The sequence below is a fragment of the Ruegeria conchae genome, from assembly GCF_000192475.1.
GTDB lineage: Bacteria > Pseudomonadota > Alphaproteobacteria > Rhodobacterales > Rhodobacteraceae > Ruegeria > Ruegeria conchae.
In genome coordinates, this window is record NZ_AEYW01000014.1 from 1 (window position 1) to 26,151 (window position 26,151).

The window sequence follows — 26,151 nt, forward strand, 5'->3', positions numbered from 1 at the left end:
TCGTCATGCCCACCTTGATCGGTGTTATCCTGATCCGCAACGGGGGCAGCGGCAGGTTCGCCATGACTCAAGCTGTTGCCACTAATCGGCACTTTGGCACCATCCGTATCCGGACCGCTCCACAGCAGCCTCAGCGTCTGTGCACCTGAGTATTCGAAATACAAAAGCTCAAGATCATGGGATCCCGCGGTCAAAAACAGAGTCTCGTGGATTTCGGTGGTCCCGTGACGTCCGTCATTGTCGATGATCTGCACGCCATCCAGAGACAAAGCTGAACCGTCATCCGATTCCAGATAAATCGTGTACTCGCCCGCCATTTCAACGTTTAGCTGGCCCGTTATCTCTGCAGCAAAACGGCTGCGTGGGCCATCTTCCCACCACGCTTTTCTGCTCTTTTCATAGTTAACCTCGGTCAAGATCTGTTCGGCAATCGGGTCAGCGTCAAAATTGATCTGATCCAACGTCTTATCCCCACGATTAATCTTGACGAACTTAGCTTCAAGACCGGGATTAGTCGTCGCCTCGGCTACAGTATCCGGCGCAGCCTCTGCGCTGGCCGCTACGCTGTCGGTGCCCTCATTTGCCGCGTCGGTATCCGCCGGCAAGGAATAGTTAACTACACTGGAGTCGATCAGTTGCAGTTCATTATCAGTATCGGGTCCGCTCCATTCCAGCTTTAGCGTTTGCGCACCGCCACTTTCAAAGTAGCGGACTTCAATTTCATGAGCACCCGAGCTCAATTCCAGCGAAACCGGAACCAGTTTTGCGCCATGGTTACCGTCATTGTTGATGACCAACTCGCCATCAACATAGAGCGCCGAACCGTCATCCGACGTCAAATGGATGGTGTAAACGCCATCCTCAATCACATTGAGGCTTCCAGTGTAGCGCGCGGCGAAGGAATCCTGAGGTCCCCCATCCCAAAAAGCGTCATAGGACCACACCGCATCCAATTCTGTTGCGATCTCGACCGCATCGGGCGATCTGTCAAAGTCAATTTCACTCAGGCTGGAAACCCAATTAGGCAAAACGTAATATTCTGCGACGAAACCCAAGCCTTGAGTTGGGATCCCGAAATTCCGAATATCGATACTGCTCATGACGTTATCCTTGGTTCAGGCAACAAAAGCCGAATTTGGCTCCAATTGATGTGGTGGCGATTACGGGGTACGGAGACACAAAGGCGAAAGTGCGGCGGGACTCTGGCAAATGAACATATCCACGGCGGAATTGTGTCCATTCTGAGTACTCTTTTGATAAGGAATAGCTAATAGCCGCGAAATCGCAGTCATTGTTTTAGGGGCCTTTGCCCAGCTGCAAGCCATCTCTCACACATAGTCCTATTGTGCCCAGCGGTCCGTAACCCCCGGGAATCATGGTCGTTTAAACGCAACGAAGTACTAGTTCACCATCCCTGAACAATGGCATACTCAGGGGGCAAATTGCCCACAACCCAGAAATACTGAATGCCATAAACGCAAGCGGGACATTGCCGAGCGCGCCCTATTTTTCGCCGAATTTATGCCCAAGACGCCGATTTTTCCGTGCGCACAGGCCGTTTGGCGCCTATCGCCGCCCAAATTTCATTAATTTTTTCATAGAATCTTCATGTAAGTTGGCAGCAGTACACTGCCCAACGCGGGAAACATGCCCTAGCTTTTCAACTACCGGTTTTTTGGGCCCACTGCGTGACAACTTTGAATCGCTTTGTAAAAACCGCCGGAACAATAAACGTATTTTGGCCGCTCCAGCAAAAGCCAGCAACTAACAATAGACAACAACACATTGCTGAGCCATCAAAGGTCATTGGTTCAATAAGAGTGGAATAGTGTTTGTGAATTCCGAAACTGACATTGCGACACAACAAACAGCGCAAGGCCCGGAGTTTCTGTCGCTGGTCAGTCAGCCAACAAAAGCAGGACTTTTTGAAAGTATCGTCAGTTGCTGGGATAAAGGGCAAGGCTTTACGCTGGCCACGTTGAATCTGGACCACATCGTGAAGATGCGTCAGATGCCCGAGTTTCATTCAGCCTATATTGCGCACACTCACGTCGTCGCTGACGGCAATCCCATTGTGTGGCTGTCGCGTCTGGCGGGACGATCCATCGAACTGATGCCCGGCTCAGACCTTATCGCCCCGCTCGCGCGGCTGGCCGCCGAGCACGACATATCCGTCGCACTGCTGGGGGCAACTCAGGACACGTTGGATCGCGCAGCGGACCTACTGGAAAAGGATAATCCCGGGCTCCGCGTCGTGACAAAGATTGCGCCCCCCTTTGGGCTTGATCCCGATGGGCCCGAAGTTGCCACCTATCTTGAAACAATCCACACGGAAGGTGCGCGCCTGTGCTTCTTGGCCCTTGGTGCGCCCAAACAAGAAATGCTGGCGGTCCGCGGGGCGCAGCTTGCACCAGCCTGCGGTTTTGTCTCGATTGGGGCTGGGCTTGATTTTATCGCGGGCAGCCAGACACGGGCACCGTCCTGGGTTCGCAAACTGGCCTTGGAATGGGTCTGGCGCATGGTTAGCCACCCGGTTCGTTTGGCAACGCGCTACGGGCGGTGTTTGGTCATCTTGCCAAAGTTGTCGTGGCAGGCCTTGTGGGCGCGTTTCACGCGTTGAATCTCGCGCCAGCGGACATTGTCTTGCTCAAGCCCGGGCGCCCCCACACCTGCTGACAACAATCGTCAGTAGCCGTATTTATCCAGCGTTTCGAGATAACGGCATTTATTCAATACCACGCCCAAGAGATTGCAGCGTGCCGAAATCTCGTCTTTGCACTTCTCCAGCTCCTCAGCGGTAGAATTTTCCGCAGCGGCCACCAGAAGCACGCAGTCAATCTGATCTAGAAAGGCATATGTATCGTCGCAGGTCAGCATGGGGGGCGTATCGAATAACATGATGTCGGGCTGATACCGCTCTTCCATCCGATCAATGACATGGGCCGCATCTTTGTCCTGAAGCAACTCGGCTGACTCCGGGACCGAGTGGCTATTCAGAGCAAAAGCCAACTTTTCATCATAGCAAACGATGTGATCTTCTGGCTGACTTTCACCTTCCAACGCTTTAGCAAAGTGATATTCACCTGTTTGCAGCAACTTGTGAATCGATGGGCGGCGCAGGTCGAGATCGACCAATATCACCCGGGTATTTCGCTGACGCGCAAAGCTAAAAGCTAGATTCAGACACAGAGTTGTCTTGCCACAGGCAGAACCGGGCGATGCGATTGCGACCCGGCGCCAGTTATTGCTTTGCATCTGATGCATCATACGTGTGCGCAACACATCGAAGGATACAGATTCTGTAGTCGCCTCGTGGCCGGAAATACGTGCCCGCATCAACTGCTTCGGATTCAATTTATACTTGGGCAGGTCTGCCCACAGCTTTTCCTTAAGTGAAGCAGGAGACCCCTCTGGCTGCAGTGTTTCGACCGGCGTCGGCGCGGAGGTCTGCTCCTTTTTATCTGCATCAGAAACTCTCCGCGCTTCGCGGGCTTTCTGGATGGCAGTTTGAATACGTTCCATAACCTTCGTGTCCCGTTATCCCAAATTCAACCGATCAAGCAAATATGTCGCGCCAAGCTTTTCGGCGACCTTTTCGATAACAAGATCAAGTGGCAAGTAATATAAGTGAATGAGATACAAAGCCGCAACTGCACCCACGATCGGAAGGCACAGCCCAGCGACAATCATGCTGCGACGGATAGCGATCTCGCGTCTCGTCCACATATATGGCACAGTTCCAAAAACAGGTTCGCCAAGACGCGAGGATATATCGACAGGTCTACGTACCGTCGAATTGAGGACCTCTAGTAGTACGAACAGCCCCCCTGCCAACGCCAAACCGGCGGCCATCCCAATGGCTGCAACTTTTTTGCGACTAGGTTCCGCTGGGAACGTCGGTACAGTGGCATGTTCTGTCACGGTGATGCGCTGGCCGCGAGATTGCGCCTCGATTTGATCGCCGGTGCGAGCCTCAGCGAGGCTGGCCGTCGCCTGAGTGTATTGCAATTGCAGATTATCATAGTCCCGCTCGAGCGTGCCAAGGGCAATCGCATTAGTTGGCGTGGCCTCGATGGATTGGGCCAGTAATTCCAGTTCGGTATTGATGTCGGTTTTTTGAGCCTCGATGAAATCGATCTGCCCATCGATATCGGAAACTTGGAGGTCGAACGCTGTGAAATTGGGTGCCGTTTCAGTGCCAAGACCCAATTGGATATTGGCCGCCTCCAACGCCGCGATCTGACCGTCCAGCGACCGAATGCGCGGATGATCAGATGAATAGATTACAAGAGCCGAGGCCCGCTCGTCCTGCAATTGCCGCAGACGGCGCTGTTCCGGCGTCAGGCTCTCACCGGCCAGGTCCGAACGCCCAGTCCGTTCGTAGACTTCAACAAGCCGGGAACGACGGTCGCGCAGACCCGACAGTTCGCGATCCAACTGCAATATACGTTCCTGCAACGAGGACTGGCGTTCACGGCTATAGGTCAGGCTGTCCGGCAAGGCATCTTTATGCGCCTCTTTGAATTCAAGAATCTTGCGGTTTTGCTCTGCCATTTCACCATCCAAACGAGCCACCTCTTGCACAAAAAAGTCCAGCGTTTGCGCCGCAACACCTGTGCGCATTGCCACGTTCTCTTGCAGGATCTGCGTGACCAGTTCGTTGGTAACCCGGGCCGAATTCTCGGCATCCGGCGCCGCAAAAGATACTGTCACAAATGCGGCCTGATTTCGGGTATCAAATGGTAACTGAAGCTCAATCCGTTCTTCCATATCCCAGACGATTTCGTCCGATGTCAAATTTGGTTGGTCGTCATGCACGCCAAAGCGGCGCGACAATTCCAGCAAATTGGCCCTTGCCATAACCCGTTGCTGGATAACCTGCAGAATTTCGACGACGCTAGCCTGCACGGTTGTTGAGGCAAGATCTCCCGGGATCTGCGCGGATTCCACAACCAGCCGAGATTGGGCTTTGTAAACCGGCGGCAGCATAAATGCCGCGTAAATGCCAGCAAGTGTGCAAAACACAATGATAGGGATAATGAAATAGAGCCTGCGCCACACCAAAGAAAGGTAAAACCGGATATCGTTCGTCATGATGTCAGGCCGTTTTTGTCCGAATCCAAACTCGCGGCGAAAAAGGCACCATCGTTGAGGACCATCTCTACCGTGTGCTGCACGACGCCTTTGCGGCCTCGCGTAAAGGCATAAACCATCGACAGATCGCAAAGCTGATTAACCAAACGCGGCACTCCTTTTGTGGACTCGTAGATCTGATCGGTTGCGGCCGGGCTGAAAAAATTGCGTTCGGCCCCTGCTACATCAAGTCTGTGTGCCACGTATTTGCGCACTGTTTTCTTATCCATTGACTTCAAGTGGAAACTCGACGCCACGCGTTGCGCAAACTGACGCATTTCTGGGCGACGGATGATTTCCTGTAGCTCGGGTTGTCCAACCAGGACCAACTGCAACAATTCATCCTTGTTTGAATTGATGTTCGTGAACATCCTGAGCTCTTCCAGCGATTCAGATGTCAGGTTCTGAGCTTCGTCAAATATCAGGATCACCCGGTGACCTTTGGCATATTCCTCAATCAAATGGGCCTGGAAATTGGCAAAGAGGTCGACATAGGTAGCATCAGCAGGGGCGGGCTGATCCAACGCCATTAAGACCCAGCGCAACAGCTCGCCACGATCGCCGTGGGCGTTTGAGATCAAGCCGATCTTCACATCACTCCCGACGCTTTTCAGAAGATGGTGCAACAGCGTTGTCTTGCCAGCCCCCACATCGCCGGTAATCAGGGTGATCGGCGCTCGTGTCAGGATGCCGTACTCCAGCATCGTGTACGCCTGAAGATGAGCTTTCGACCAGAAAATGAATTCCGGGTCGGGTAACAGGGAAAAAGGCCGCTCGGTTAACCCGAAGTGAGCGGAGTAGATGTCAAGCGAACTAGAGTTGTCGCTCGGTGTTTGGCTGGGACGAATATTCAAATCCTCGTACTCATTTACTTGCGCCAACATATCCGAACTCTCGGATATCCCCATAGTGGTTCGGGAATTCAGACTTTTTAGCGCTACACTCTAAACTACAGCTACTATTTACTTACCACCTCTCGTAGCAAACACATGTGATTTAGGCCACAACTTAAGCGGTTTTTCGGGCAACGCGTACAAGACCAGTCATCCTGCGGGGATGAGTATTAAGATATCAATCCCGAATCCCCGTCATTGTCTCAGAATTCCCTCGCACTTCAGCATAGCACAACCCGAGTATGTGCAAAGTGAACGTTTGCTTCAGCATTTCAAGGGTTTTTGCGTCGAGAACAGACCATGACGCACCCACGCAAAGCGTCGTAATGTGCCGTAATTCATTTGCAAAGGTTGCTTCACTGGCATCTGCGGTCAGACTCATCGACTGAAATGGCTGCAAATTTGGAGCCTGCATGTCGGGCAGAGCAGCTGAATTTTATTCAGATTCGCCAATGAATTTTCGACGCGCATTGGAAACAATCGCGACCTGATGCCGCTATTGTGAAGAACTCGAGCGCTCGACGAGTCAGCGCTCGATACAGTGTGAGAGTTGTCCGGGCTAAAGCTTCTGCTTAGCCAACTTGGTAGAATCTCCGAAAAGGCGCTATCTGAACGGGGTTACCGGCCGGTTCTTTCTCTTTGACAGACTCGAAACCGGGGCTTACTCCACTTTTGGCGGTGTCCGATTGCTCTGGCATCATCGTCAACGGGGCCCAGGGGTCAGCCATCTGGCTGGTCCAAGTTTACCGGGCTCTGGTTTATTGTGTATCGCTGCGGTCCGTCCGCGATGTAAGTAATGAGTAAAAAAGCCGATTGGAGACAATCTGACCATGGCGTTACAATTCGATATCGGCATTCTGGGACACTCTGGCTTTGTTGGTTCAACCCTCGCGCGAGCTCTGCCGGATGCGCATAGGTTTAACTCTCGCACCGTGCAAAACGCCGAAGGCCAGAGATTTGACACGCTATATTGCGCTGCCGCGCCCGGTTCGATGTTTGAGGCCAACAAGTATCCGGACCGCGACGCCCAACGCATTGATGCATTGATCGCCTCGCTTTCACGGATGCAAGCGCGCAGATTTGTGCTGATTTCAACAATCGCCGTACTGGACCGTTTCGATGGCGGATATACTGAAACTAATGCAAATTATCAGGAAACCGTCGCCTATGGCGTCAACCGCAGAAGGCTAGAGCAAGCCTGTCAGGCCCATTTCCCGCAATGCCTAATCGTTCGCTTACCAGCCTTGTTCGGGCCCGGCTTGATGAAGAACTTCATCTTCGACCTGATGAATCCCATGCCCACCATGCTGAATTCGGCCGCTTATGAAAAGCTGGAAACCCAGCTCCCGGCCTCATTGACCCCAACGTTAGGTAAAATTTACTCCGCCGATGATGCAGTTGGTATGTACGTGATCGATCGTGCTGCACTAGCAGCATTGCCGGATCGGGCTGAATTGACGGCCGAGGCGGATCACGTTGGCATTAACGCCGTCATGTTCCACAACTGCCAAACCACCTATCAGTTCTATGAAATGACGCGACTGAATTCGGACATCAACCTTGCGCTGGAGGCCGGGCTGGATGTTCTGCACCTTGCGCCAGAACCGCTTATGGCATCCGAAGTTCATCGCGCCCTCATCGGACGGAACATGCCCGAAACTGCCGGAAAACTTCACCAGGAAGACATGCGCACTCAACACGCTGGGCTTTTCGGCCAAGACGGTCCATACAATCGCTCCGGCGATGACGTACTGGCGGCACTGACCAGTTTCTTCTCAGCCTCGATGGAAGGTTGAGCAATGCAATATGCCGTTTCAAATATCGCCTGGACCGCAGATGATCGCCGCGACGTCTATGCCAGGCTACAGGCTGAGGGCATTACTGGGCTAGAGATCGCCCCTGGCCTACTGTTCAACACTGCAGACGACCCGTTCGAGCCAACTGATGCCCAGATCGCGTCAGTTCGGGGCGAACTTGAAGAATTCGGGCTGAAGATCGTTTCGATGCAGTCTCTGCTTTTCGGAGTCGAAGGCGCCGATTTATTAGGCGAAGATACTGGACGGATGGCCTTTGAACGGGGATTGAAACGCGCAATCACTTTGGCAGGACGGCTCGAGATACCCAATCTTGTGATGGGCTCACCCAAACAGCGCCAGCGACCACCGGAAATGCAACCGGACGCTGCTGTCGACAGGGCCATCGAAATTCTGACACCGCTTGCTGACGCCGCCGCAGCTGCGGGCACAATAATCGCGATGGAGTGCAACCCCGGCGAATATGACACCAATTTCCTGATAACACCCGATGAAACGCTTGATTTCGTGAAACGCGCTGATCATGCTGCAATCATGCTGAATTTCGACGTTGGTGCGACGCTGCTGACCGGCACATTTGATCGGGTCAAGGATCAGTTGACTGCGGCGGGCCCGACGCTCAGCCATGTCCATATCAGCGAACCGTTTCTCGCCCCCGCACCTGCAAGCCCGGAAGATGCGGCACTGGTGCTGCACACCTTACACACACTTGGATACCAGCGCGCGGTTTCGATCGAGATGCGCCGGCCCGAAGATGGGCTTACCGGTCTGGATGCGGCGCTTAGCAACCTGTCGGCGGCACGTCATCTCAGCGGAGGTGACCCATGAGCGGACCGAAGCTGCGCGACGACATCCTGATATCTGTATGCTTCACAGACGCCTACGTCCCCGACACTGCGGTTCCGCATATTGCGGCGACTGCGGAAATATTAAAGAACAACTACCGCTATTGGGAAATACTCGTCGTCAACGAAACCGGCTACGATACTGCCATGGAAGAGGCGCTGATCACGGTCCCGAACGTACGCTATCTGTCGGTGGTACGCGGGTTGGACAACAGTCAACGCCGGGTCATTGCCGCCTCGGAAGCGATCGGAGACTTTGTGGTAATCACCTCGGTGAACGAGGTGAACAGCTTCGATATTCCCGCAATGATCGACGAAGCACAGGACTACAACGCTGTTGTCTTGGGTCAGCGCAAGGCCATGGTGATGGCCGAACCTTTCATCGCAATTCTTGGCCGTGCCAGCGGATTTCAGGCCAGCACCCGCGACATGCAGACCATCACAATACCGCGTACGGCCCTGAATCGCCTGCTCAACGATGCAAACCCCGTGCTGGCCCTGCGCTTCCCGCCTCGGGACAACTCACTGACGGTGCTTCGGCGCGCACCCGACGTCAAAGGTGCCGTAACAGTTCACGAATCCACCTGGGTGGCGCGCACAACCAGCCGGTCTGACCTGCTACTGCGGATGGTGACCGAAGCGGGACCTTCACTGCTGAGTGCCGTGGCATTGTTTTCTGCATTCATGTTTGTCAGCGCGGTGCTTTTTGCGATCTATGTGGTGGTCATATATCTCACCAAAACAGATATCGCCGAAGGCTGGACCACCCTGTCGCTTTCGATTTCGGGTATGCTCGCGTTCCTGGGTGCCGCTCTGTTTGCGATTTGTGTGACCTTGCGCAAAGCGATGGAGATCATACGCGGCCGTACAGTCGATTATCTGGTGGCCGAGCGCAGCTCGGTTGATCTGTTTGAAAGCGTGTCGAATGCGCTCAATGTCGATACAGATGGCACCGAAAAGCTTGAAGATCGGCAAGAAGCCCCCGCGCCAACCGCATTAGTACATAAGCGTTCGGCAGGTGGTGCACCGTGACCTCGCCGCGTCGAGTCAAGTATCTGGTGATAGGCGGCGGGTTCTATGGTTGTTGCCTGGCCCTGTTTTTACGCTCGACTACGCGCGATGTCGTTCTGGTCGAAGCAGGATCCGAGATCATGACGCGCGCATCGCGGGTCAATCAGGCGCGCTTGCACTCAGGCTTTCATTACCCGCGTTCGATGTTGACTGCGTTGAAATCACGCAAATTGTGCCATCGTTTCGCCAATGATTTTCCCGATGCGATCGTATCTGATTTCCAGATGCTCTATGCCGTGGCGCGTCAACGTTCGAAAGTGTCTGCCAATCGATTTCGCAAAATGTTCGAGAATATGAAGGCGCCGATTGCGTTGGCGTCGCGGCAGGAAGCCGCATTGTTCGATGACGACCGGATCGAGGCGGTTTTTCGCGCGAATGAATTTGCCTTTGACTACTCTGTCCTGGCAAATCAACTGGCGGCCCGGATGGATGCGCTCAATCTCGATTTGCGGCTTGGGACCGAGGTCTTGTCCATCGACGACAACTCAGATGCACATGCAGCGGTCGTTCATTTGTCGGATGGCAGCGAAATTCTTGCAGACCACGTATTCAACGTTACCTATGCCCAGATCAACCACGTGCTCCGTCAATCCGGTCTGCCTCAGGCGCGTCTTAAACACGAAATGACAGAGCTTGCCCTCGTTGATCCGCCCGACGAGATGCAGGGCTATGCGGTCACGGTGATGGATGGGCCGTTCTTTTCGCTCATGCCCTATCCAGCGGCAGGAAAGTATTCGCTGACCCATGTGCGTTACACTCCGCATGTCAGTTGGACGGATCAATCAAGACCGGTTTCACCATACGACGCTTTCGCCCGGCTTGAGCCTGAAAGTCGACTCAGACACATGGTTCTGGACGCGTCCCGGTATCTGCCTTGCGTTGGGGGCATTTCGGGCGGAGATTCGATCTATGAGGTCAAAACGGTTCTGGTAAAGAACGAAGTTGACGACGGACGCCCAATTCTTGTCCACGAAGAACCGCGCGGTGGTCGAGTCACATCTGTGCTGGGCGGTAAGATCGACAATATTTATGATCTGTTTTCCCATCTACGCACCCAGCATGTTGCGCTGAAACGAGCGGACTTTCGATATATCCTTGCGGACAGAGACGGCCATGTCACGGAAACGGCATGAGTTTCTGCGATATGGCGCCACGGTGGCGCTTGGCCTGATCGTCGATCTGGCCGCCGCGCGCAGTGTGTTGGCGATTGGTGTCCCGATTGAACTCGCCGCCGTTATCGGTGTGGCCTTTGGTGCGATCTTTAACTTTGTCGTTCTCGATCTTTGGGCCTTTGCCGGGCAAAAGGCAATAGGCTCCGGCTCGCGACGGCTTCGGTATCTGGGGGCGCTTGGCGTCACCATGGCAGTTCGAGCTGCAGCGGTCTGGGTATTGGCCGCCCTGCTTCCTGCACAGACAGCGCCTATGGTGATCTTGTGCCTGGCAGTCGGCGTGTCTTTCACCGCCAATTTTTTGCTTTCAAAACACTGGGTTTTTCAACGCGACGATCAGCCCCAATCAACATCTGGAGAATGATCGGATGTCCCCAAGTACCGACACCGAATATCAGGACGCTGCGCCATCGCTTGCCGCCGTTGACGATGCGAGTTGGCAGGTGCCGGACTTCGATAGCCTAGAGTTGGGCCCGAAACTGCATGACGCTGTGCTGGTGATACCTGTCTTGAACGAGGGCAAGCGGATTCAAGGGCAGTTGCGCAATCTTGCCGCGCTGAACCACCCAATTGACATCATTATAGCCGATGGAGGATCGACCGACGGCTCGCTGGAAGAGGATTTCCTGCGCGACGTCGGTGTGCGCGCACGATTGACCAAAACCGGGCCCGGAAAACTCAGTGCTCAACTTCGCATGGCTTATGCTTGGGCATTGAAGCAAGGGTACCAAGGCATCGTGACTGTGGATGGTAACGGGAAAGATGGCATGGATGCCGTTCCTCTGTTTTTGCAGAAATTGTCGGAAGGCTATGACTATGTTCAGGGCTCGCGCTATCATCCGGATGGCACCCACAAAAACACGCCGCTCGAACGTACGGTGGCAAACCGCATGATCCACGCGCCGATGCTGAGTCTGGCATCGGGCTCGAAGCTGACAGACACAACAAACGGCTATCGCGCCTATTCTGCAAGTTATCTTCTCAATCTTGCCGTGCAGCCGTTCCGTGACGTGTTCAACGCTTATGAGCTATTGTTCTATCTCAGTGTGCGCGCCGGGCAGCTTGGGCTGCGTGTCACCGAAGTTCCGGTGTCACGCAGCTATCCCAAGAGTGGCAAAACCCCCACCAAGATCGCGGGGTTTTCCGGCAAGTTGAAGATCCTGCAACAAACACTGGCTGCCGCGTTGGGGCGGTATTCACCTTAAAACTGATCCGGCGATAGTCAGAACAAGCTTTCTAGATATTTGCTCATCTGGAAAATCTCCAGCACCAAAGCTCACCATAAGGTGAGCGCCGTCAGACAAAAGCACATGGCTTTTTCAGCTGTTTTCGCTACACTGCGCCCGCAGGTTTAATTAGTTGTTTGTTTCATCACAGAGGCTCCCGAGCTTTGGAGAAAATAACGGTTCCCCAATCAACCAACGGCATCAACACGGGCCTTTCGTCCCTGTCGGGCTGGGGTATGTTCTGGCTGATCGTGATGACGATTGCCTCATTCATTCTGTTTCAGGACGGCATCAATGAACTGTTCGAGGCCTGGAGCCTGCCTGAATACAGCCATGGACCGCTCATCCCGCTATTGTCTGCGCTGCTGTTTCTGAGGCAACTCAAAACGGTGCCGGTCATCACCGGTCCGCTGCCCGACCGCAAACCGGGTGTGATCCTGTTTGCTTTTTCCCTATGCCTGGCAATTGCAGGAAAGCTGATCCAGATCGGCGATATTGTCGCCTATGCAATGATCCTTTGGGTCGGAGCCATATTGCTGATCAGCTTTGGATGGCAGCGCGGGCGTAACTTCTGGCCGCCGGTCTTGCATCTGATTTATATGCTGCCTCTGCCCGTCGGCCTTTATTACGGGGTTTCAACATATTTGCAGGGGGTTTCGTCGGAACTCGGAGTTTATTTTCTGCGGTTTTTGCAGGTGCCAGTGTTTCTGCAGGGCAACATCATCGATCTCGGGGTCTACAAGCTGCACGTGGCCGAGGCCTGTTCCGGCCTGCGTTATCTGTTTCCGATCCTAAGTTTTTCTTACATCTTTGCGGTACTGTATCGAGGCCCAACCTGGCACAAGGCCGTTCTTTTGCTGGCCGCCGCACCGATCGCGGTTTTCATGAACTCGGCCCGCATCGCCTTGGCCGGGCTGGTCGTAAACACGTATGGCATGGAGTATGTCGAAGGGATTTCTCATTTCTTCGAAGGCTGGGTGATCTTCGTCGCCTGCATCCTGTTGCTGTTCGCACTGGCGTGGCTGATGCTGTTTCTGCGGCGTGACAAGATGGGTTTGGTCGAGGCGCTGGATCTGGACACAAGCGGGCTGTTACAGCAGGCAGCCCGGATACGACACATTCAGCCCTCGGGCGCCCTGATTGGATGCACCATCCTGGCTATGATAGTAGCGATCCTGTGGTCAGCCATCCCTACGCGCGACACAACCATCCCGATTGTACGCGACCCATTTGCCCTGTTTCCGACCCGCATCGGCGACTGGCAAAGCGGCCCGGCCCGGGTGCTCGATCCAACGGTCGCGCAGATCCTCGCCGCCGATGACTATTATTCGGCAGAGTTGCAACGACCAGGAGATCTGCAACAGGTCGATCTGTTCATGGCGTGGTACGCGGATCAGAACCAGGGGGGTGTTCATTCCCCAGAAGTCTGTCTGCCGGGTGGAGGTTGGGAAATTGCCCAATTGGAACAGATTGATGCGCCGGTTGCAGGGGATCAGGCCTTTACGTTGAATAAGGCGATCATCCAGCAGGGCCAGACCCGCATGCTTGTCTATTTCTGGTTCGAACAACAGGGGCAGCGCACCGCATCGGGATTTTGGGCGAAACTGCAACTTCTGAAAGGCAAGATTATCAACGGGCGTAACGACAGCGCCCTAATCCGCCTGATCACGCCCATCGAGAGCACCGAGAACGACGCAATGGCACAGGCCAAGGCGCGCCTTGACGCCGCTACTCGGGACATTTTGTCAGAGTTACCTCGTTTTTCTCCGGGACTCCCGAGTACCAAAGCATTCGATACAACGCCTTTAAGTCGTTGACAAAATCCCGGACTATACAAACAACTATCCCTGCGCTGCAAAGCTGCGCTCCGCAGGACCGTGAAACGGGAAATTTGGAATAATGGACATTAAACTTCTTGATATCCCCGATATCCGACTGATCACGCCCCGGCGTTTCGGCGATCACCGCGGTTTTTTTGAGGAAACCTACAACCACGACAGCTTTGTCAACCATGGCATCGAGACTGTGTTCGTGCAGGATAATCATTCGCTGTCCCGATCCGCAGGCACGGTGCGCGGCCTGCATTTTCAAGCCCCGCCGCGCGCTCAGGCCAAACTGGTTCGCTGCGGGCGTGGGCGGTTTTTTGATGTTGCCGTCGACATCCGCAGAGGGTCGCCGACCTTTGGTCTATGGGTTGGCGCAGAACTCAGCTTTGAGAATGGCCGGATGCTGCTGGTTCCTGCCGGGTTTGCCCACGGCTTCATGACGTTGGAGCCGGAGACAGAGATTGTCTACAAATGTTCGGACACCTACGCGCCGGAAACAGAAGGCGCCCTTCGGTGGGATGATCCCGATATTGGAATTAATTGGCCCCTCGACATGGCCGAATCCAAAATATCAGATAAAGATAAAGCAGCCCCATTTTTGCGAGATATAGAGTCCCCGTTTACGATTGAGGATGGTTAATGAAAATTATGGTCACGGGCGGTGCTGGCTTTATCGGCTCTGCCGTTGTTCGGCGAGCGATTGCCTATGGACATTCGATCGTAAATGTCGACGCCCTCACCTACGCGGCCTGTCTGGATAACGTCGCTTCCGCATCAGAGTCGCCTGAATACGCGTTTGAACATGCGGACATTCGGGATGCCTCAGCGATGTCTGCGATCCTGTGCAAATATCAGCCCGACGCGATCATGCATCTGGCCGCCGAAAGCCATGTCGACCGCTCAATCGACGGTCCTGCGACCTTTATCGACACCAATGTAACCGGGACATATGTGTTGCTGGAAGCGGCCCGCGCCTATTGGATGGATGCAGGTCGCCCCGAGACCTTCCGGTTTCACCATATCTCAACCGACGAAGTCTTTGGCTCGCTGGGCGAGACCGGGTTTTTCACCGAAGACAGCCCCTATCAACCCAATTCTCCCTATTCTGCCTCGAAGGCAAGCTCGGATCATCTTGTCCGCGCCTGGCGCGAAACCTACGGTCTGCCGGTGGTTATGACCAATTGCTCGAACAATTACGGCCCCTATCAGTTTCCGGAAAAGCTGATCCCGGTAGTGATCCTGAATGCATTGTCCGGCAAACCGATCCCGATCTACGGGGCTGGTGACAATATTCGCGATTGGCTGCATGTCGAAGATCATGCCAAGGCGTTGTTGCTGGTGTTAGAAAAAGGCAAACTGGGTCGAAGCTACAATATTGGCGGCGAAAACGAGATGACCAATCTAGATCTGGTCCGGATGATCTGTGCAATTTTGGACCAGTTGAAGCCAGGCAAGACGCCTTATGCCGATCTGATCACCTTTGTCACTGACCGCCCCGGTCATGACCGCCGCTATGCCATTGATCCGAAACGCATTCGGGAAGAGCTGAACTGGCGCCCCACCTTCACACCCGAAACTGGCCTTAAGCAGACCGTGCAGTGGTATCTGGACAACGACGCATGGCTCAACGCCCTGCATACCCGAAGCGGCGTAGGTGAGCGGCTCGGGATTGCGCGATGAAGGCGCTGGTCTTCGGCTATACCGGTCAAGTGGCGTCAGAGCTGCACAGACGTGCAGGCGTGCATGGTGTCACACTCGAAGCGTTAGATCGATCCCGGGCCGATCTGTCCGACCCCGTCGCTTGTGCTGAAATAATTCGTCGTGCGGATGCAGACGTGATCATCAATGCCGCCGCCTATACAGCGGTTGATGAGGCCGAAAAAGAACCGGATTTGGCCCAGCTGATCAACGGCGATGCGCCCGGTGCCATGGCACGCGCCGCGGCAGCGCGCGGTCTGCCGTTCCTGCACATCTCAACCGACTATGTCTTCGACGGATCAGGCAGAACCCCGCACGCGATCAAAGACTCGACCAGTCCACTAGGGGTATATGGCCGAACCAAGCTGGAAGGAGAACGCCGGATTGCCGAGGCCGGAGGCTGGCACGCCATTCTGCGCACAAGCTGGGTGTTTTCTGCGCATGGGAAGAACTTTGTAAAAACCATCCTTCGGTTGGCCGAAAACCGGGACACGCTGTCTATCGTGGCAGATCAGATCGGGGGGCCAACGCCTGCCGCTGATATTGCCGAGACACTTTTGGCGATCGCCAAGGCAGCCCCCGCATTCGAGGGCGGCGTGTTTCATTACGCGGGCGCGCCGGATGTCAGTTGGGCAGATTTCGCCCGTGAAATTGTTTCACAAGCGGGTTTGGCTTCTCAGGTCAATGATATCCAAACCGCAGACTACCCGACCCAGGCCACAAGGCCACTGAATTCACGCCTCGATTGTTCACGGCTCATGGAAATACTTAATATCCCACAGCCCGATTGGAAAGCCGGCCTGACCGATGTTCTGGCCGAATTGAATGCCCTGAGCGACTAGTATTTGAGAGGATAAGCTATGCAACGCAAAGGTATTATTCTTGCCGGTGGATCCGGCACACGGCTTTACCCGATCACCATGGCCGTCTCAAAACAATTGCTGCCGATCTATGACAAGCCGATGATCTTTTATCCCCTCAGTGTTCTGATGCTGTCCGATATCCGCGAGATTGCGATCATCACCACGCCTCAGGATCAGGATCAGTTCCAGCGTCTGTTAGGCGATGGCAGCCAATATGGCCTGTCCCTGACTTGGATTACACAGCCCTCCCCTGATGGCCTGGCGCAAGCCTACATACTGGCAGAGGAATTTTTGGCAGGAGCGCCATCCGCGATGATCTTAGGTGATAATATCTTTTTCGGCCATGGCCTGCCCGACCTGTTACGCGTTGCAGATGCGCAAGTTCAGGGCGGTACAGTGTTCGCCTATCGCGTGGCTGACCCCGAACGCTATGGCGTGGTCGATTTTGATGGAAACAAAGCACGCGCAATCATCGAAAAACCCAAGATACCACCGTCGCATTATGCAGTTACGGGATTGTATTTTCTGGATGCGGACGCGCCCGCCCGCGCTCGGCAAGTCCAACCCTCCGCGCGCGGTGAGCTTGAGATCACATCTCTACTCGAAACCTACCTGGCCGAGGGGAGGTTGGACGTTCAAACCATGGGTCGAGGCTTTGCGTGGCTGGACACGGGCACGCATGGGTCACTGCTGGATGCCAGCAATTTCGTCCGCACGTTGACCGACCGCCAAGGCATGCAAACCGGAAGCCTTGACGAAATCGCCTGGGCTAATGGCTGGATCGATGATCAAGCCTTAGCCGAACGCGCAAAGCTGTTCTCTAAGTCCACTTATGGTGAATATCTAGAGCTGCTTCTAAAGTAATCGCTGAGTCGATACCAAGTCTTCTGCGGGCAGTACTCCGATTCAGTCTGATCGCATCACAGTCATTGAAGCTTTTTTGGCAACAATAAGACCTGCAAAGCGCTGATCGTTCATTCAACTTATGATACCGCCCACCAGAGGACACTTTTTTGTCAAAATTCAAAATTTTAGATGGTAACAACGGCTACTCTCTGACAATTTCGGATCAGTGTTACCGATTTACTTGGTTAGGATAGTTCGCGCCATGCTCAGAAGGCTTCTGGCAATTGCATCTGCCGTCGCATGTATAGCGACCACATCAAATGCCACTCCTGTAACTTTGGATTTTACCGGCACTCGCGGCGGCGACCTTGACCGTGTAGGAATACGCGCGGCAACTTTCGATGAAGGTGGTATTTCCGGATCTGTCTGGTCTGGCTCAACTGTGTACGGCGGCCTCTTCTCAACCATCACGGCCCATCGTAATGGGATTGGTGTTGATAATGGCTCGTATAACGACAATTCAAGGATTGATGGTAGTCGCGGCGACGATTGGCTGACCTTCACATTTGATTCCGCAGTTGAGCTTGTGTCGGTCACGTTCGCCAGCTTCACCGCATATCGAAAAGGCAGATTGGGTTGGCGGCGTGACGACGATGACGCCTGGGTCGATGTGCACGGAGACGGGCAGCCTGGCACATTCACCGATGAAAGGACTTTCTTCTTCGGCGATAACACCATTGCTCGCGGATTTTCTGTGGCAGCATTCGGCGCCAACGATGATTTCGTCGTCTCCAGCGCAACTGTTGCTGCGGTTCCACTGCCCTCGGCAGCTCTGTTGCTGATGGGCGGTCTTGCTGGGTTTGGCCTGATACGTCAACGTCAACGTCGGCGTGTTGCCTGATATCAGCTTGTTTCAGAACCAATTCAGAGCCTGCCTGGACCGGCAGGCTTTTTAGCAACATGACAACCAACAGAGCGAATCAGATTGCACAACCCGGCTCACCCTCAAAGACAAAGAGGCAAAGATTGGCAATTTGCTGCACTTAGGAAAGTTAAGAAATGAACCTCAACTCAAAATTGTTTGCACTTCTACAATACGGAACAATGGCAGTTAAAGTGCTCAATTGTGCTTCAAATAAGGCGAAAAAATGTCGTTCGGACCAGATTCACGCTTTGAGAAGTTGCTAAAAACTGTATAAACTGGTTCACGTACTTGTGGTACAGTTTCGTGGTATATCGTGTCTGCAGCGGTCCGATTCTAAAGGGATATTTTTTGCCCCACGGATTGCAGCGTAATGGTGAAGCCAGATTTGGCTTAAGGTTAAAGGTTGATATGTCTATTCAAGATACGAACATTCGCGCCGATTCCAGAGCCTGTGGCACTGTTATACAGGCCGGTCGAGCAGCCAGCGAAACAACTCAAATTTACCGCAGTGTATTCAAACGCCTGCTTGACTTGACTATTGTCCTGTTGGCTTTGCCAATCGTAGCACCCATCGTTTTGGTGTTGGCTCTTCTTGTTGCGCGCGATGGCTCGAACCCATTTTATGCTCAATCTCGTGTCGGCCGCGATGGTCGGATTTTCAAGATGTGGAAACTGCGCTCGATGGTTCCGAATGCGCAGTCGATGCTTGATGATTACCTGTCCGCAAACCCGGAGGCCCGCAGCGAATGGGACGAAACTCAAAAGCTGCAGAACGATCCCCGCATCACGCAGTTCGGCCTTGCGCTTCGCAAAACATCTCTGGATGAACTGCCGCAGTTGTGGAACGTGCTGATGGGTGAAATGAGCTTGGTCGGACCACGCCCGATGCTTCCCGAACAGCGAAAGCTGTATCCGGGCGAGGCCTATTTCTCATTGCGCCCCGGCATGACAGGGTCGTGGCAAGTGTCCGAGCGCAATGCCACCTCCTTCGCAAGTCGCGCCGAGTTCGACACTTCCTACGCCAGAAATTTGAACCTCAAAACCGATCTGGGTATCTTGTACTCCACGGTTGGCGTGGTCGTCCGAGCCACGGGCATCTAAGCGAGTATTCTCAACTGCAGCGTAGCTGTGCCGCGCCAGCCCAAGGCTTCCCTGGACTGGCGCAATGAGTTTTCCACCTTAGGATTGTGGAGCATTCGGAAACCATTGATGTACGCTCTTCTTTCCTGAATATCCCGGCCCTAAGGCTCGAATACGACATTTTCTTAACGTTATAAGGCTCCTGCACCACAATGATGGGGATCGAGTGCCGCAAAGGCCATAAAATTCAGAGCACATGCACCACTTTCGTTTGGCAATCCCTACAGCGGGACATAAACTCAAACCGGTTTATTAATGGATGGTTCTACAGTGAGTATTTCTGCCAGGGACGGCGACATCGCAATCGTTGGCATGGCCGCGCATCTGCCTGGCGCGTCTTCGATTGAAGCCTATTGGTCCAATCTGCGTGAGGGGGTGGAATCGATCCGCCAACTCAGCAGAGAACAGCTTCTTGCAAACGGTGAAACACCGCACCTGCTTGAGCGGCCGGACTATGTTCCCTTCGCCGCGCCTTTGGACCGGTTCGAAGAATTCGACGCCGAGTTTTTCGGGCTGTCGCCGAAGGAAGCCGCCATCATGGATCCGCAGCACCGCCAGTTTCTGGAGGTGGCATGGGAGGCACTGGAAAACGCCGGTCATCCGCCTGAGAGCTTTCCTGGTCCCATCGGTGTATTCGCCGGATGCGGAATGGGCAGCTATTTCTATTTCAACGTCTGTTCGAACCGGGATCTGGTCGACGATGTGGGCATGTTTCTGTTGCGCCACACGGGCAATGACAAGGATTTCATGTCCACACGGCTCAGCCATATCCTCGACCTCAAAGGGCCAAGTGTGAACGTGCAGACCGCGTGTTCGACTTCGTTGGTTGCAACCCATTACGCAACACAGGCCTTACTGACTGGTGAGTGCGACATGGCAATTGCCGGAGGGGTCACGATCGAGCTGCCCCACAACAGGGGCTATGTCTACAAAGAAGGCGAAGTACTGTCGCCTGATGGCCACTGCCATGCCTTCGATCATCGTGCGCAAGGTACTGTTTTTGGGTCAGGTGCAGGCGCTGTTGTCCTGCGCCGTTTGTCTGACGCAATTGAGGATGGGGACCATATCTGGGGCGTGATCCGGGGCACGGCGATCAACAATGACGGGGCAGCTAAAGCCGGGTATTTGGCTCCGTCTGTCGATGGTCAGGCTGCTGCGATATCCGAGGCCCATGTGATGGCCGACGTTCAGGCCGACACGTTGGACTACATCGAATGCCACGGGACCGGCACTTATCTGGGTGATCCGATCGAGGTTGCGGCCCTGACCCAGGCGTTTTCGGAAACCACGGACGAGACCGGTTTCTGCCGGTTGGGTTCAGTCAAGACCAATATTGGCCATTTGGATACCGCCGCCGGGGTCGCCAGCTTGATCAAAACCTCGCTGGCACTGCACCACAGGCAGATCCCGCCCAGCCTTGGGTATGAAAAGCCCAACCCTGCCATCGATTTCGAAAACAGCCCGTTCCAGGTGAACGACACCCTCACCGATTGGGTTCCGCACAACGGCCCACGACGAGCGGGTGTCAACTCTTTGGGCGTCGGCGGGACCAACGCACACGCTATTCTGGAAGAAGCGCCTGAGCGGGCCGCGTCCCAACCTTCGGACTGGCCGTTTCAGATCCTCACTCTCTCGGCACGAGGCAAGAAAGCGTTGGATGCCAACAGTGCCGCATTGGCCGAGCATTTGCGCGCCAATCCAGATCAGAATTTGGCGGACATCGCCTGGACCTTGAAAAACGGGCGGCGCGGGTTTGAAAAGCGGCGTGTGATCGTCGCTGAAACCCATGAAGAGGCTGCGGCCATACTGGAGGAAAATGATCCGCGCCGGGTATTCACGCACACGGTGATTTCGGACGCGCCCGAACAAGTCTTCATGTTTCCCGGCGGTGGGGCGCAGTATGCTGGAATGGCACGGGACCTCTATGAAACTGAGCCGACCTTTGCCGACTGGATGGACCGCGGTCTGGATATCCTGCAGGCCAAGCTCGATTACGATATCGGCGCAATATGGCTGCCCGAACCGGGACAGGAAGAGGCCGCGGATGAGCGGCTGAAAACCCCTTCGGTGCAGCTGCCGCTGATCATGATCACCGAATATGCGCTGGCGCAGCTCTGGATGGAGTGGGGTGTGCAGCCCGCCGCGCTGGTTGGCCACTCGATGGGTGAAAACACCGCCGCCTGCGTGGCTGGTGTGATGTCGTTCGAGGATTGCATCGGTCTGGTGCATCTGCGCGGGTGCCTGTTCGATACGGTCCCCGCTGGCGGCATGCTCAGCGTCCCTCTGCCCGCCGGCGATTTGCGGCCGCTATTGAGGGATGACCTTGATCTGGGCGCCGTCAACGCCCCCAGCCTGAGCGTTGCAACCGGACCTCAGGCCGCGCTGGACGATCTGGAGGAGCGCCTGCGCAATCAGGGTGTCGACTGCCAGCGCATCCCGATCGATATCGCCGCGCATTCCCGGATGCTCGAGCCGATCCTGCAGGACTTCGGCGACTATTTGCGCTCGATCGAATTGAAGGCACCGCAGATTCCCTTCCCCTCGAACCGCAGCGGTGACTGGATCACTGAGGCCGAGGCCACGGACCCGGAATACTGGGTCGGCCATCTGCGCAACACGGTTCATTTCGCCGACTGCATCACCACGCTGTCTGAAAACCCCGAGCGTATTTTCATCGAGGTCGGTCCGGGCAAAGCGCTGGCTTCGCTGACCGGGCAACATGACAAGGTGGACGCCAATCAGGTGATCAGCAGCCTGCGCCACCCGAATGATGATGTGGCTGACGATGCCTATTTCATGGCCATGCTGGGGCGTATCTGGGCTTTGGGCGGCACGTTCGACTGGGAACAGATCTGGGGTGAGGCGCGCCGCAACCGGGTACCCCTGCCGACCTATGCATTCCAGCGCTCACCCTATTTCATCGAACCCGGCAAGACGCAGGCGGAGACGGCCAGCCAGTGGTTGATGCGCACTGAAGATTCAGCCGATTGGGGCTATCGCGTCGCCTGGACGCCGAAATACGCAACCTGCGACGTCGATGTCACAGGCGATTTGTCAGACGCGCCTCAGGAAAGCTGGCTGATCTTCGCGGATGAGGCCGGGCTTTGCAACAAGCTGACCGAGCGCCTGAAACAGGCCGGTCATGAGGTGGTGACGGTCACGCCCGGCGATGCCTTTGCACGTATCAGCGAAGATCACTATCAGTTGGCCCCCGAACGCGGGCGCGAAAGCTATGATGCGCTGATCCGCGATCTGGTTACGCGGGAACGCAGCCCAACCCGGATCGTGCATGGCTGGTTGCTGACACAGGCCGAAACCTTCCGCCCCGGTGGCAGCTTCTTCCACCGCAATCTGGAGCAGGGCTTTTACAGCCTGTTCTTCCTGGCGCAGGCAATCGGGGATGAAGATCTGCCGATGCCTCTGCATCTCCATGTCCTCAGCTCGGGCGCGTTGCAGGTCCGGGATGAGGCCTTGCCCTATCCGGAAAAAGCCACCGTGACCGGCCCGACCCGGGTGATCCCGCGCGAATTCCCCGGCCTGACCTGTGCGCTGCTGGATATCGATCTACCACAAAGCGCTGGCAAACGCCGGACCCCTGCCTTGCCCGAAGGCCTGACGGATCAGGTGCTGGAAGACCTGCTGGCCCCACCCGCCTCGTTCACGGCGGCAATCCGTGCGGGCAAGCGGTTTGAACAGGGGTATCGACCGCAGGCACTGGAAGAGCCGTCTCTGGAAGACCTACCCCTGCGTGACGGCGGCACCTATCTGATCACCGGCGGTTTTGGGGGTATTGGTCTGACACTGGCCGAGGCGCTAATTTCGAAGGTGAATGCCAATATCGTCCTGCTCGCCCGCGGTGAACTGCCGCCGCGGGACCAATGGGAAAACGTGCTGAACAATTCAGCGCCTCAGGACAAGACCGCCCGCCGTATCCGTGCCGTCGAAAAGCTGGAAGCCGTAGGCGGGAAAGTTCTGCCGATATCCGTGGATGTCAGCAATGTTGAAGAGATGCGTCGTTGCGTGGATCGCGCGACGCAGGAGTTCGGCCAGATCAATGGGGTGATTCATGCGGCCGGCCTGATCGATGACGCGCCGATCATGACCAAGACCATGATGGAGATTGAGGATGTGTTCACACCCAAGATCCATGGCACGCAGGTCATAGACCAGATCTTCCCGGACGGATCGCTGGATTGGCTGGTTCTGTTCTCGTCCAGCTCAACGGCGACAGCGCCTGTGGGTCAGGTCGATTACGTCGCCGCCAATGACTATCTGAACGCCTTTGCCCGCGCGCGCTCGGGCGGCAAAACGCAGGTTGTGTCAGTCAACTGGGGTATTTGGGCCGATGTCGGCATGGCCGCCGACGCGATGGAGGCACGGACCGGGTCCAGTGAACCGGCTCCTGTCACCTCGGCGGGCGTTCCGATGCTGGATCAGGCAAGCTTTGATGACGCTGGCAACCGCATGCTGAGCGCGACCTATAACGCCCATGATCGCTGGTTCCTGAATGACCACAGAACCAAGGCCGGGCACGCTTTGGTACCCGGCACCGGCTATCTGGAGCTGGCCTCCGAAGCGCTGCGGGTACAGGGCGAAACCGGCCCGTTTGAAATCCGTGACCTGTATTTCCTGCGCCCCCTTGCGGTTGCGGACAGTAAAGATCAGCAGGTCCGTCTGCGCCTGCCACGCAGCGATGTTGGCTATGATCTGACGGTCGAGAGCGGATCGGATGACGCGTTCGAGCTGAATGCACAGGCCAGCCTGTCGCTGCTGCCGCTGATCGCACCCGCACCGCTGGATGTTGCGGCCATCGCGGCCCGTTGTGGCACGGCCCATCAGGCCGAGGGTGCGGGGCGCCTGCGGTCCCTGCAGGAGGCGCATCTGAACTTTGGTCCGCGCTGGCGGGTCCTGACCTCAACCGCGCTGGGGCATGATGAAGGTCTGGCTCATCTGGCCCTGCCCGAAGGCTTGCAGACGGATATCGAGGCGGGCTATCACCTGCACCCTGCCCTGATGGATCTGGCCACGGGCTGGGCGATGGAGCTGATCGCAGGATACCAGGCCTCGCACCTATGGGTGCCGGTCTCGTATCGCTCGGTGCGTGTCTTTGCGCCGCTGCCCGCGCAGATCGTCAGTTGGGTCCGCAACGCGGGCGACAACCGGGCCGAAGGCGAAACCGCCAGCTTCGATGTCACCATCGCTGCGCCAGACGGCACGATCTGCATCGAGGTCGAGGGCTTCTCGATCCGCCGGATGGAGGATGCCGTGGATTTCGCCTTCACCGAAAGCGCGCCTGTCGTCACCTCCGAGGTCGACACCCCAGCGCCCCTATCCCCGGCCGAAGAACGGCTGCGCCATAACCTGTCTCAGGGCATTCCGGCATCAGAAGGGCCGGGCCTGTTCTTCAAGGCGCTGACCAGCGGGCAGTCTCAGATCATCCTGTCCTCGCTGGATCTTGACGGGCTGATTGCACAGGCTGCCGACAGCGGAGCCTCCACCGAAAGCTCGGATCAGAAATTCCAACGGCCCGAGTTGGACTCGGATTACGTTGCGCCGGAAAATGATATCGAACGCCGTCTGGCCGGGTTCTGGCAAGAGCTTCTGGGTGTGGACGAGATCGGTGTCGAGGACAGTTTCTTCGATCTTGGCGGGCACTCCCTGATTGCGGTGCGCCTGTTCGCGCAGATCCGCAAGGCCTACAATGTGGACTTCCCGATCTCGGTCCTGTTCGAGGCCCCGACCATCCGCACATGCGCCGACCTGATCGCCGCCCGCGGCGTGCCAATAGACGCGGGCGAAGACGATGCGCCGGCAACTGCGGCCCCGGCCACACCGGAACGTCGCTTTACCCATCTGGTTCCGATGCATTCCGGCGAGGGCGGACCGAAGACACCGTTCTTCCTGGTGGCTGGCATGTTCGGAAACGTCCTGAACCTGCGCCATCTGGCGCATCTGGTGGGCACCGACCGTCCGTTTTATGGGCTGCAGGCACGCGGTCTTTACGGGGATGAAGAACCACACCGTGATCTGCGCGAAGCGGCCAGAGACTACATCGCCGAAATGCGGCAGGTACAGCCGACCGGTCCCTATATGCTGGGCGGCTTCTCGGGGGGTGGCATCACCGCCTACGAGATCGCGCGTCAGTTGACCGAAGCCGGTGAAGAGATCGCAGCGCTGGTGATGCTGGACACGCCCTTGCCCGTTCGCCACCCGCTGACGCGACGGGATCGTCTGGTAATCCAGTTGCAGGAGCTGAAGAACAAAGGCGCAAGCTATCCGATTCAATGGGCAAAAAACCGGATCGCCTGGGAAATACAAAAGCGTCAGCCCAAGGATGAGATCGCCGAAACTGGCCAACAGTTCCACGATACCGAGATCGAAGCTGCGTTCATGGAAAGCGTGAAAAGCTATCCCCTGAATGCCTGGGACGGACCACTAACCCTGTTCAGGCCACCGCTGGTCGGAAAATGGGAGGTTGCGCCCGGGAAGCTGGTTCACCACGAACGCTACTATCTGACCCATGACAATGACTGGACACCTTGGGCCCCGAATATCGAAGTGTTCGAAGTGCCCGGTGATCACGACTCGATGGTGCTGGAGCCGAATGTGCGGGTGCTGGCAGCGCAGATGAAATCCTGCCTTGAAAATGCAGAACGCCAAATTTTGCGCCCGCGACCCACTCTGCAAGAGGCAGCGGAATAG

The 26,151-nt window shown here is 55.7% G+C and carries 19 protein-coding genes; 15 read left to right on the forward strand and 4 right to left on the reverse strand.

What is annotated here, in order from left to right:
- Nucleotides 1–1,100: PA14 domain-containing protein (locus G7G_RS23065; protein WP_010442177.1), on the reverse strand; the 1,100-nt coding region annotated here is incomplete at its 3' end.
- A 728-nt stretch (nucleotides 1,101–1,828) separates the two neighbouring features.
- Here G7G_RS23065 and G7G_RS0114615 point away from each other — a divergent pair.
- On the forward strand, nucleotides 1,829–2,620 hold the full coding sequence (locus G7G_RS0114615; RefSeq protein WP_010442178.1) for a WecB/TagA/CpsF family glycosyltransferase: 792 nt from the start codon (nucleotides 1,829–1,831) through the stop codon (nucleotides 2,618–2,620).
- Between the two features lie 65 nt (nucleotides 2,621–2,685).
- Here G7G_RS0114615 and G7G_RS23070 read toward each other — a convergent pair whose 3' ends face one another.
- Genes G7G_RS23070 through G7G_RS0114630 form a run of 3 tightly spaced genes read right to left on the reverse strand, consistent with a single transcriptional unit; the run spans nucleotide 2,686 to nucleotide 5,837 of the window.
- Nucleotides 2,686–3,522 (reverse strand): CpsD/CapB family tyrosine-protein kinase, encoded by an 837-nt coding sequence (locus tag G7G_RS23070; protein ID WP_010442179.1) that lies wholly within the window; start codon nucleotides 3,520–3,522, stop codon nucleotides 2,686–2,688.
- Nucleotides 3,523–3,537: 15 nt separating this feature from the next.
- On the reverse strand, nucleotides 3,538–5,094 hold the full coding sequence (locus tag G7G_RS0114625; protein ID WP_010442180.1) for a GumC family protein: 1,557 nt from the start codon (nucleotides 5,092–5,094) through the stop codon (nucleotides 3,538–3,540).
- On the reverse strand, nucleotides 5,091–5,837 hold the full coding sequence (locus G7G_RS0114630) for an ExeA family protein (RefSeq protein WP_238528809.1): 747 nt from the start codon (nucleotides 5,835–5,837) through the stop codon (nucleotides 5,091–5,093). Before G7G_RS0114630 ends, G7G_RS0114625 begins: the two co-directional genes overlap by 4 nt.
- Nucleotides 5,838–6,856: 1,019 nt before the next feature.
- Here G7G_RS0114630 and G7G_RS0114640 point away from each other — a divergent pair.
- The 14 genes from G7G_RS0114640 (at nucleotide 6,857) to G7G_RS0114705 (ending at nucleotide 26,151) form a co-directional block, all read left to right on the forward strand.
- Nucleotides 6,857–7,822: an NAD-dependent epimerase/dehydratase family protein gene (locus G7G_RS0114640; RefSeq protein WP_010442183.1), complete on the forward strand. Its 966-nt coding sequence runs from the start codon at nucleotides 6,857–6,859 to the stop codon at nucleotides 7,820–7,822.
- Between the two features lie 3 nt (nucleotides 7,823–7,825).
- On the forward strand, nucleotides 7,826–8,668 hold the full coding sequence (locus tag G7G_RS0114645; protein WP_010442184.1) for a sugar phosphate isomerase/epimerase family protein: 843 nt from the start codon (nucleotides 7,826–7,828) through the stop codon (nucleotides 8,666–8,668).
- The gene (locus G7G_RS0114650) at nucleotides 8,665–9,717 is read left to right on the forward strand and encodes a hypothetical protein (protein WP_010442185.1); all 1,053 of its coding nucleotides are present in this window, start codon (nucleotides 8,665–8,667) and stop codon (nucleotides 9,715–9,717) included. The genes G7G_RS0114645 and G7G_RS0114650 overlap by 4 nt, the downstream gene beginning before the upstream one ends.
- On the forward strand, nucleotides 9,714–10,889 hold the full coding sequence (locus tag G7G_RS0114655) for an FAD-dependent oxidoreductase (protein WP_010442186.1): 1,176 nt from the start codon (nucleotides 9,714–9,716) through the stop codon (nucleotides 10,887–10,889). Before G7G_RS0114650 ends, G7G_RS0114655 begins: the two co-directional genes overlap by 4 nt.
- Nucleotides 10,870–11,289, forward strand: a complete 420-nt coding sequence (locus tag G7G_RS0114660; RefSeq protein WP_010442187.1) for a GtrA family protein — start codon at nucleotides 10,870–10,872, stop codon at nucleotides 11,287–11,289. Before G7G_RS0114655 ends, G7G_RS0114660 begins: the two co-directional genes overlap by 20 nt.
- A gap of 4 nt (nucleotides 11,290–11,293) precedes the next feature.
- Nucleotides 11,294–12,130 (forward strand): glycosyltransferase family 2 protein, encoded by an 837-nt coding sequence (locus G7G_RS0114665; protein WP_010442188.1) that lies wholly within the window; start codon nucleotides 11,294–11,296, stop codon nucleotides 12,128–12,130.
- A 185-nt stretch (nucleotides 12,131–12,315) separates the two neighbouring features.
- A complete protein-coding gene (gene xrtD, locus G7G_RS0114670; protein ID WP_010442189.1) occupies nucleotides 12,316–13,968 on the forward strand; it encodes a VPLPA-CTERM-specific exosortase XrtD in 1,653 nt (550 codons plus the stop codon).
- An 82-nt stretch (nucleotides 13,969–14,050) separates the two neighbouring features.
- On the forward strand, nucleotides 14,051–14,617 hold the full coding sequence (rfbC, locus tag G7G_RS0114675; protein ID WP_010442190.1) for a dTDP-4-dehydrorhamnose 3,5-epimerase: 567 nt from the start codon (nucleotides 14,051–14,053) through the stop codon (nucleotides 14,615–14,617).
- Complete coding sequence (rfbB, locus tag G7G_RS0114680) at nucleotides 14,617–15,657, forward strand: dTDP-glucose 4,6-dehydratase (protein WP_010442191.1); 1,041 nt, start codon at nucleotides 14,617–14,619, stop codon at nucleotides 15,655–15,657. Before rfbC ends, rfbB begins: the two co-directional genes overlap by 1 nt.
- Nucleotides 15,654–16,517: a dTDP-4-dehydrorhamnose reductase gene (gene rfbD / locus G7G_RS0114685; RefSeq protein WP_010442192.1), complete on the forward strand. Its 864-nt coding sequence runs from the start codon at nucleotides 15,654–15,656 to the stop codon at nucleotides 16,515–16,517. Before rfbB ends, rfbD begins: the two co-directional genes overlap by 4 nt.
- 18 nt (nucleotides 16,518–16,535) lie before the next feature.
- Nucleotides 16,536–17,402, forward strand: coding sequence for a glucose-1-phosphate thymidylyltransferase RfbA (gene rfbA / locus G7G_RS0114690; protein WP_010442193.1), 867 nt, complete (start codon nucleotides 16,536–16,538; stop codon nucleotides 17,400–17,402).
- Nucleotides 17,403–17,646: 244 nt separating this feature from the next.
- Nucleotides 17,647–18,285 carry an MprA protease, GlyGly-CTERM protein-sorting domain-containing form gene (gene mprA / locus G7G_RS0114695; RefSeq protein WP_010442194.1) on the forward strand — a complete coding sequence of 213 codons (639 nt, stop codon included), beginning with the start codon at nucleotides 17,647–17,649 and terminating at the stop codon, nucleotides 18,283–18,285.
- A 432-nt stretch (nucleotides 18,286–18,717) separates the two neighbouring features.
- Nucleotides 18,718–19,410 (forward strand): sugar transferase, encoded by a 693-nt coding sequence (locus G7G_RS0114700; protein ID WP_010442195.1) that lies wholly within the window; start codon nucleotides 18,718–18,720, stop codon nucleotides 19,408–19,410.
- A gap of 294 nt (nucleotides 19,411–19,704) precedes the next feature.
- A complete protein-coding gene (locus G7G_RS0114705) occupies nucleotides 19,705–26,151 on the forward strand; it encodes a type I polyketide synthase (RefSeq protein ID WP_037321617.1) in 6,447 nt (2,148 codons plus the stop codon).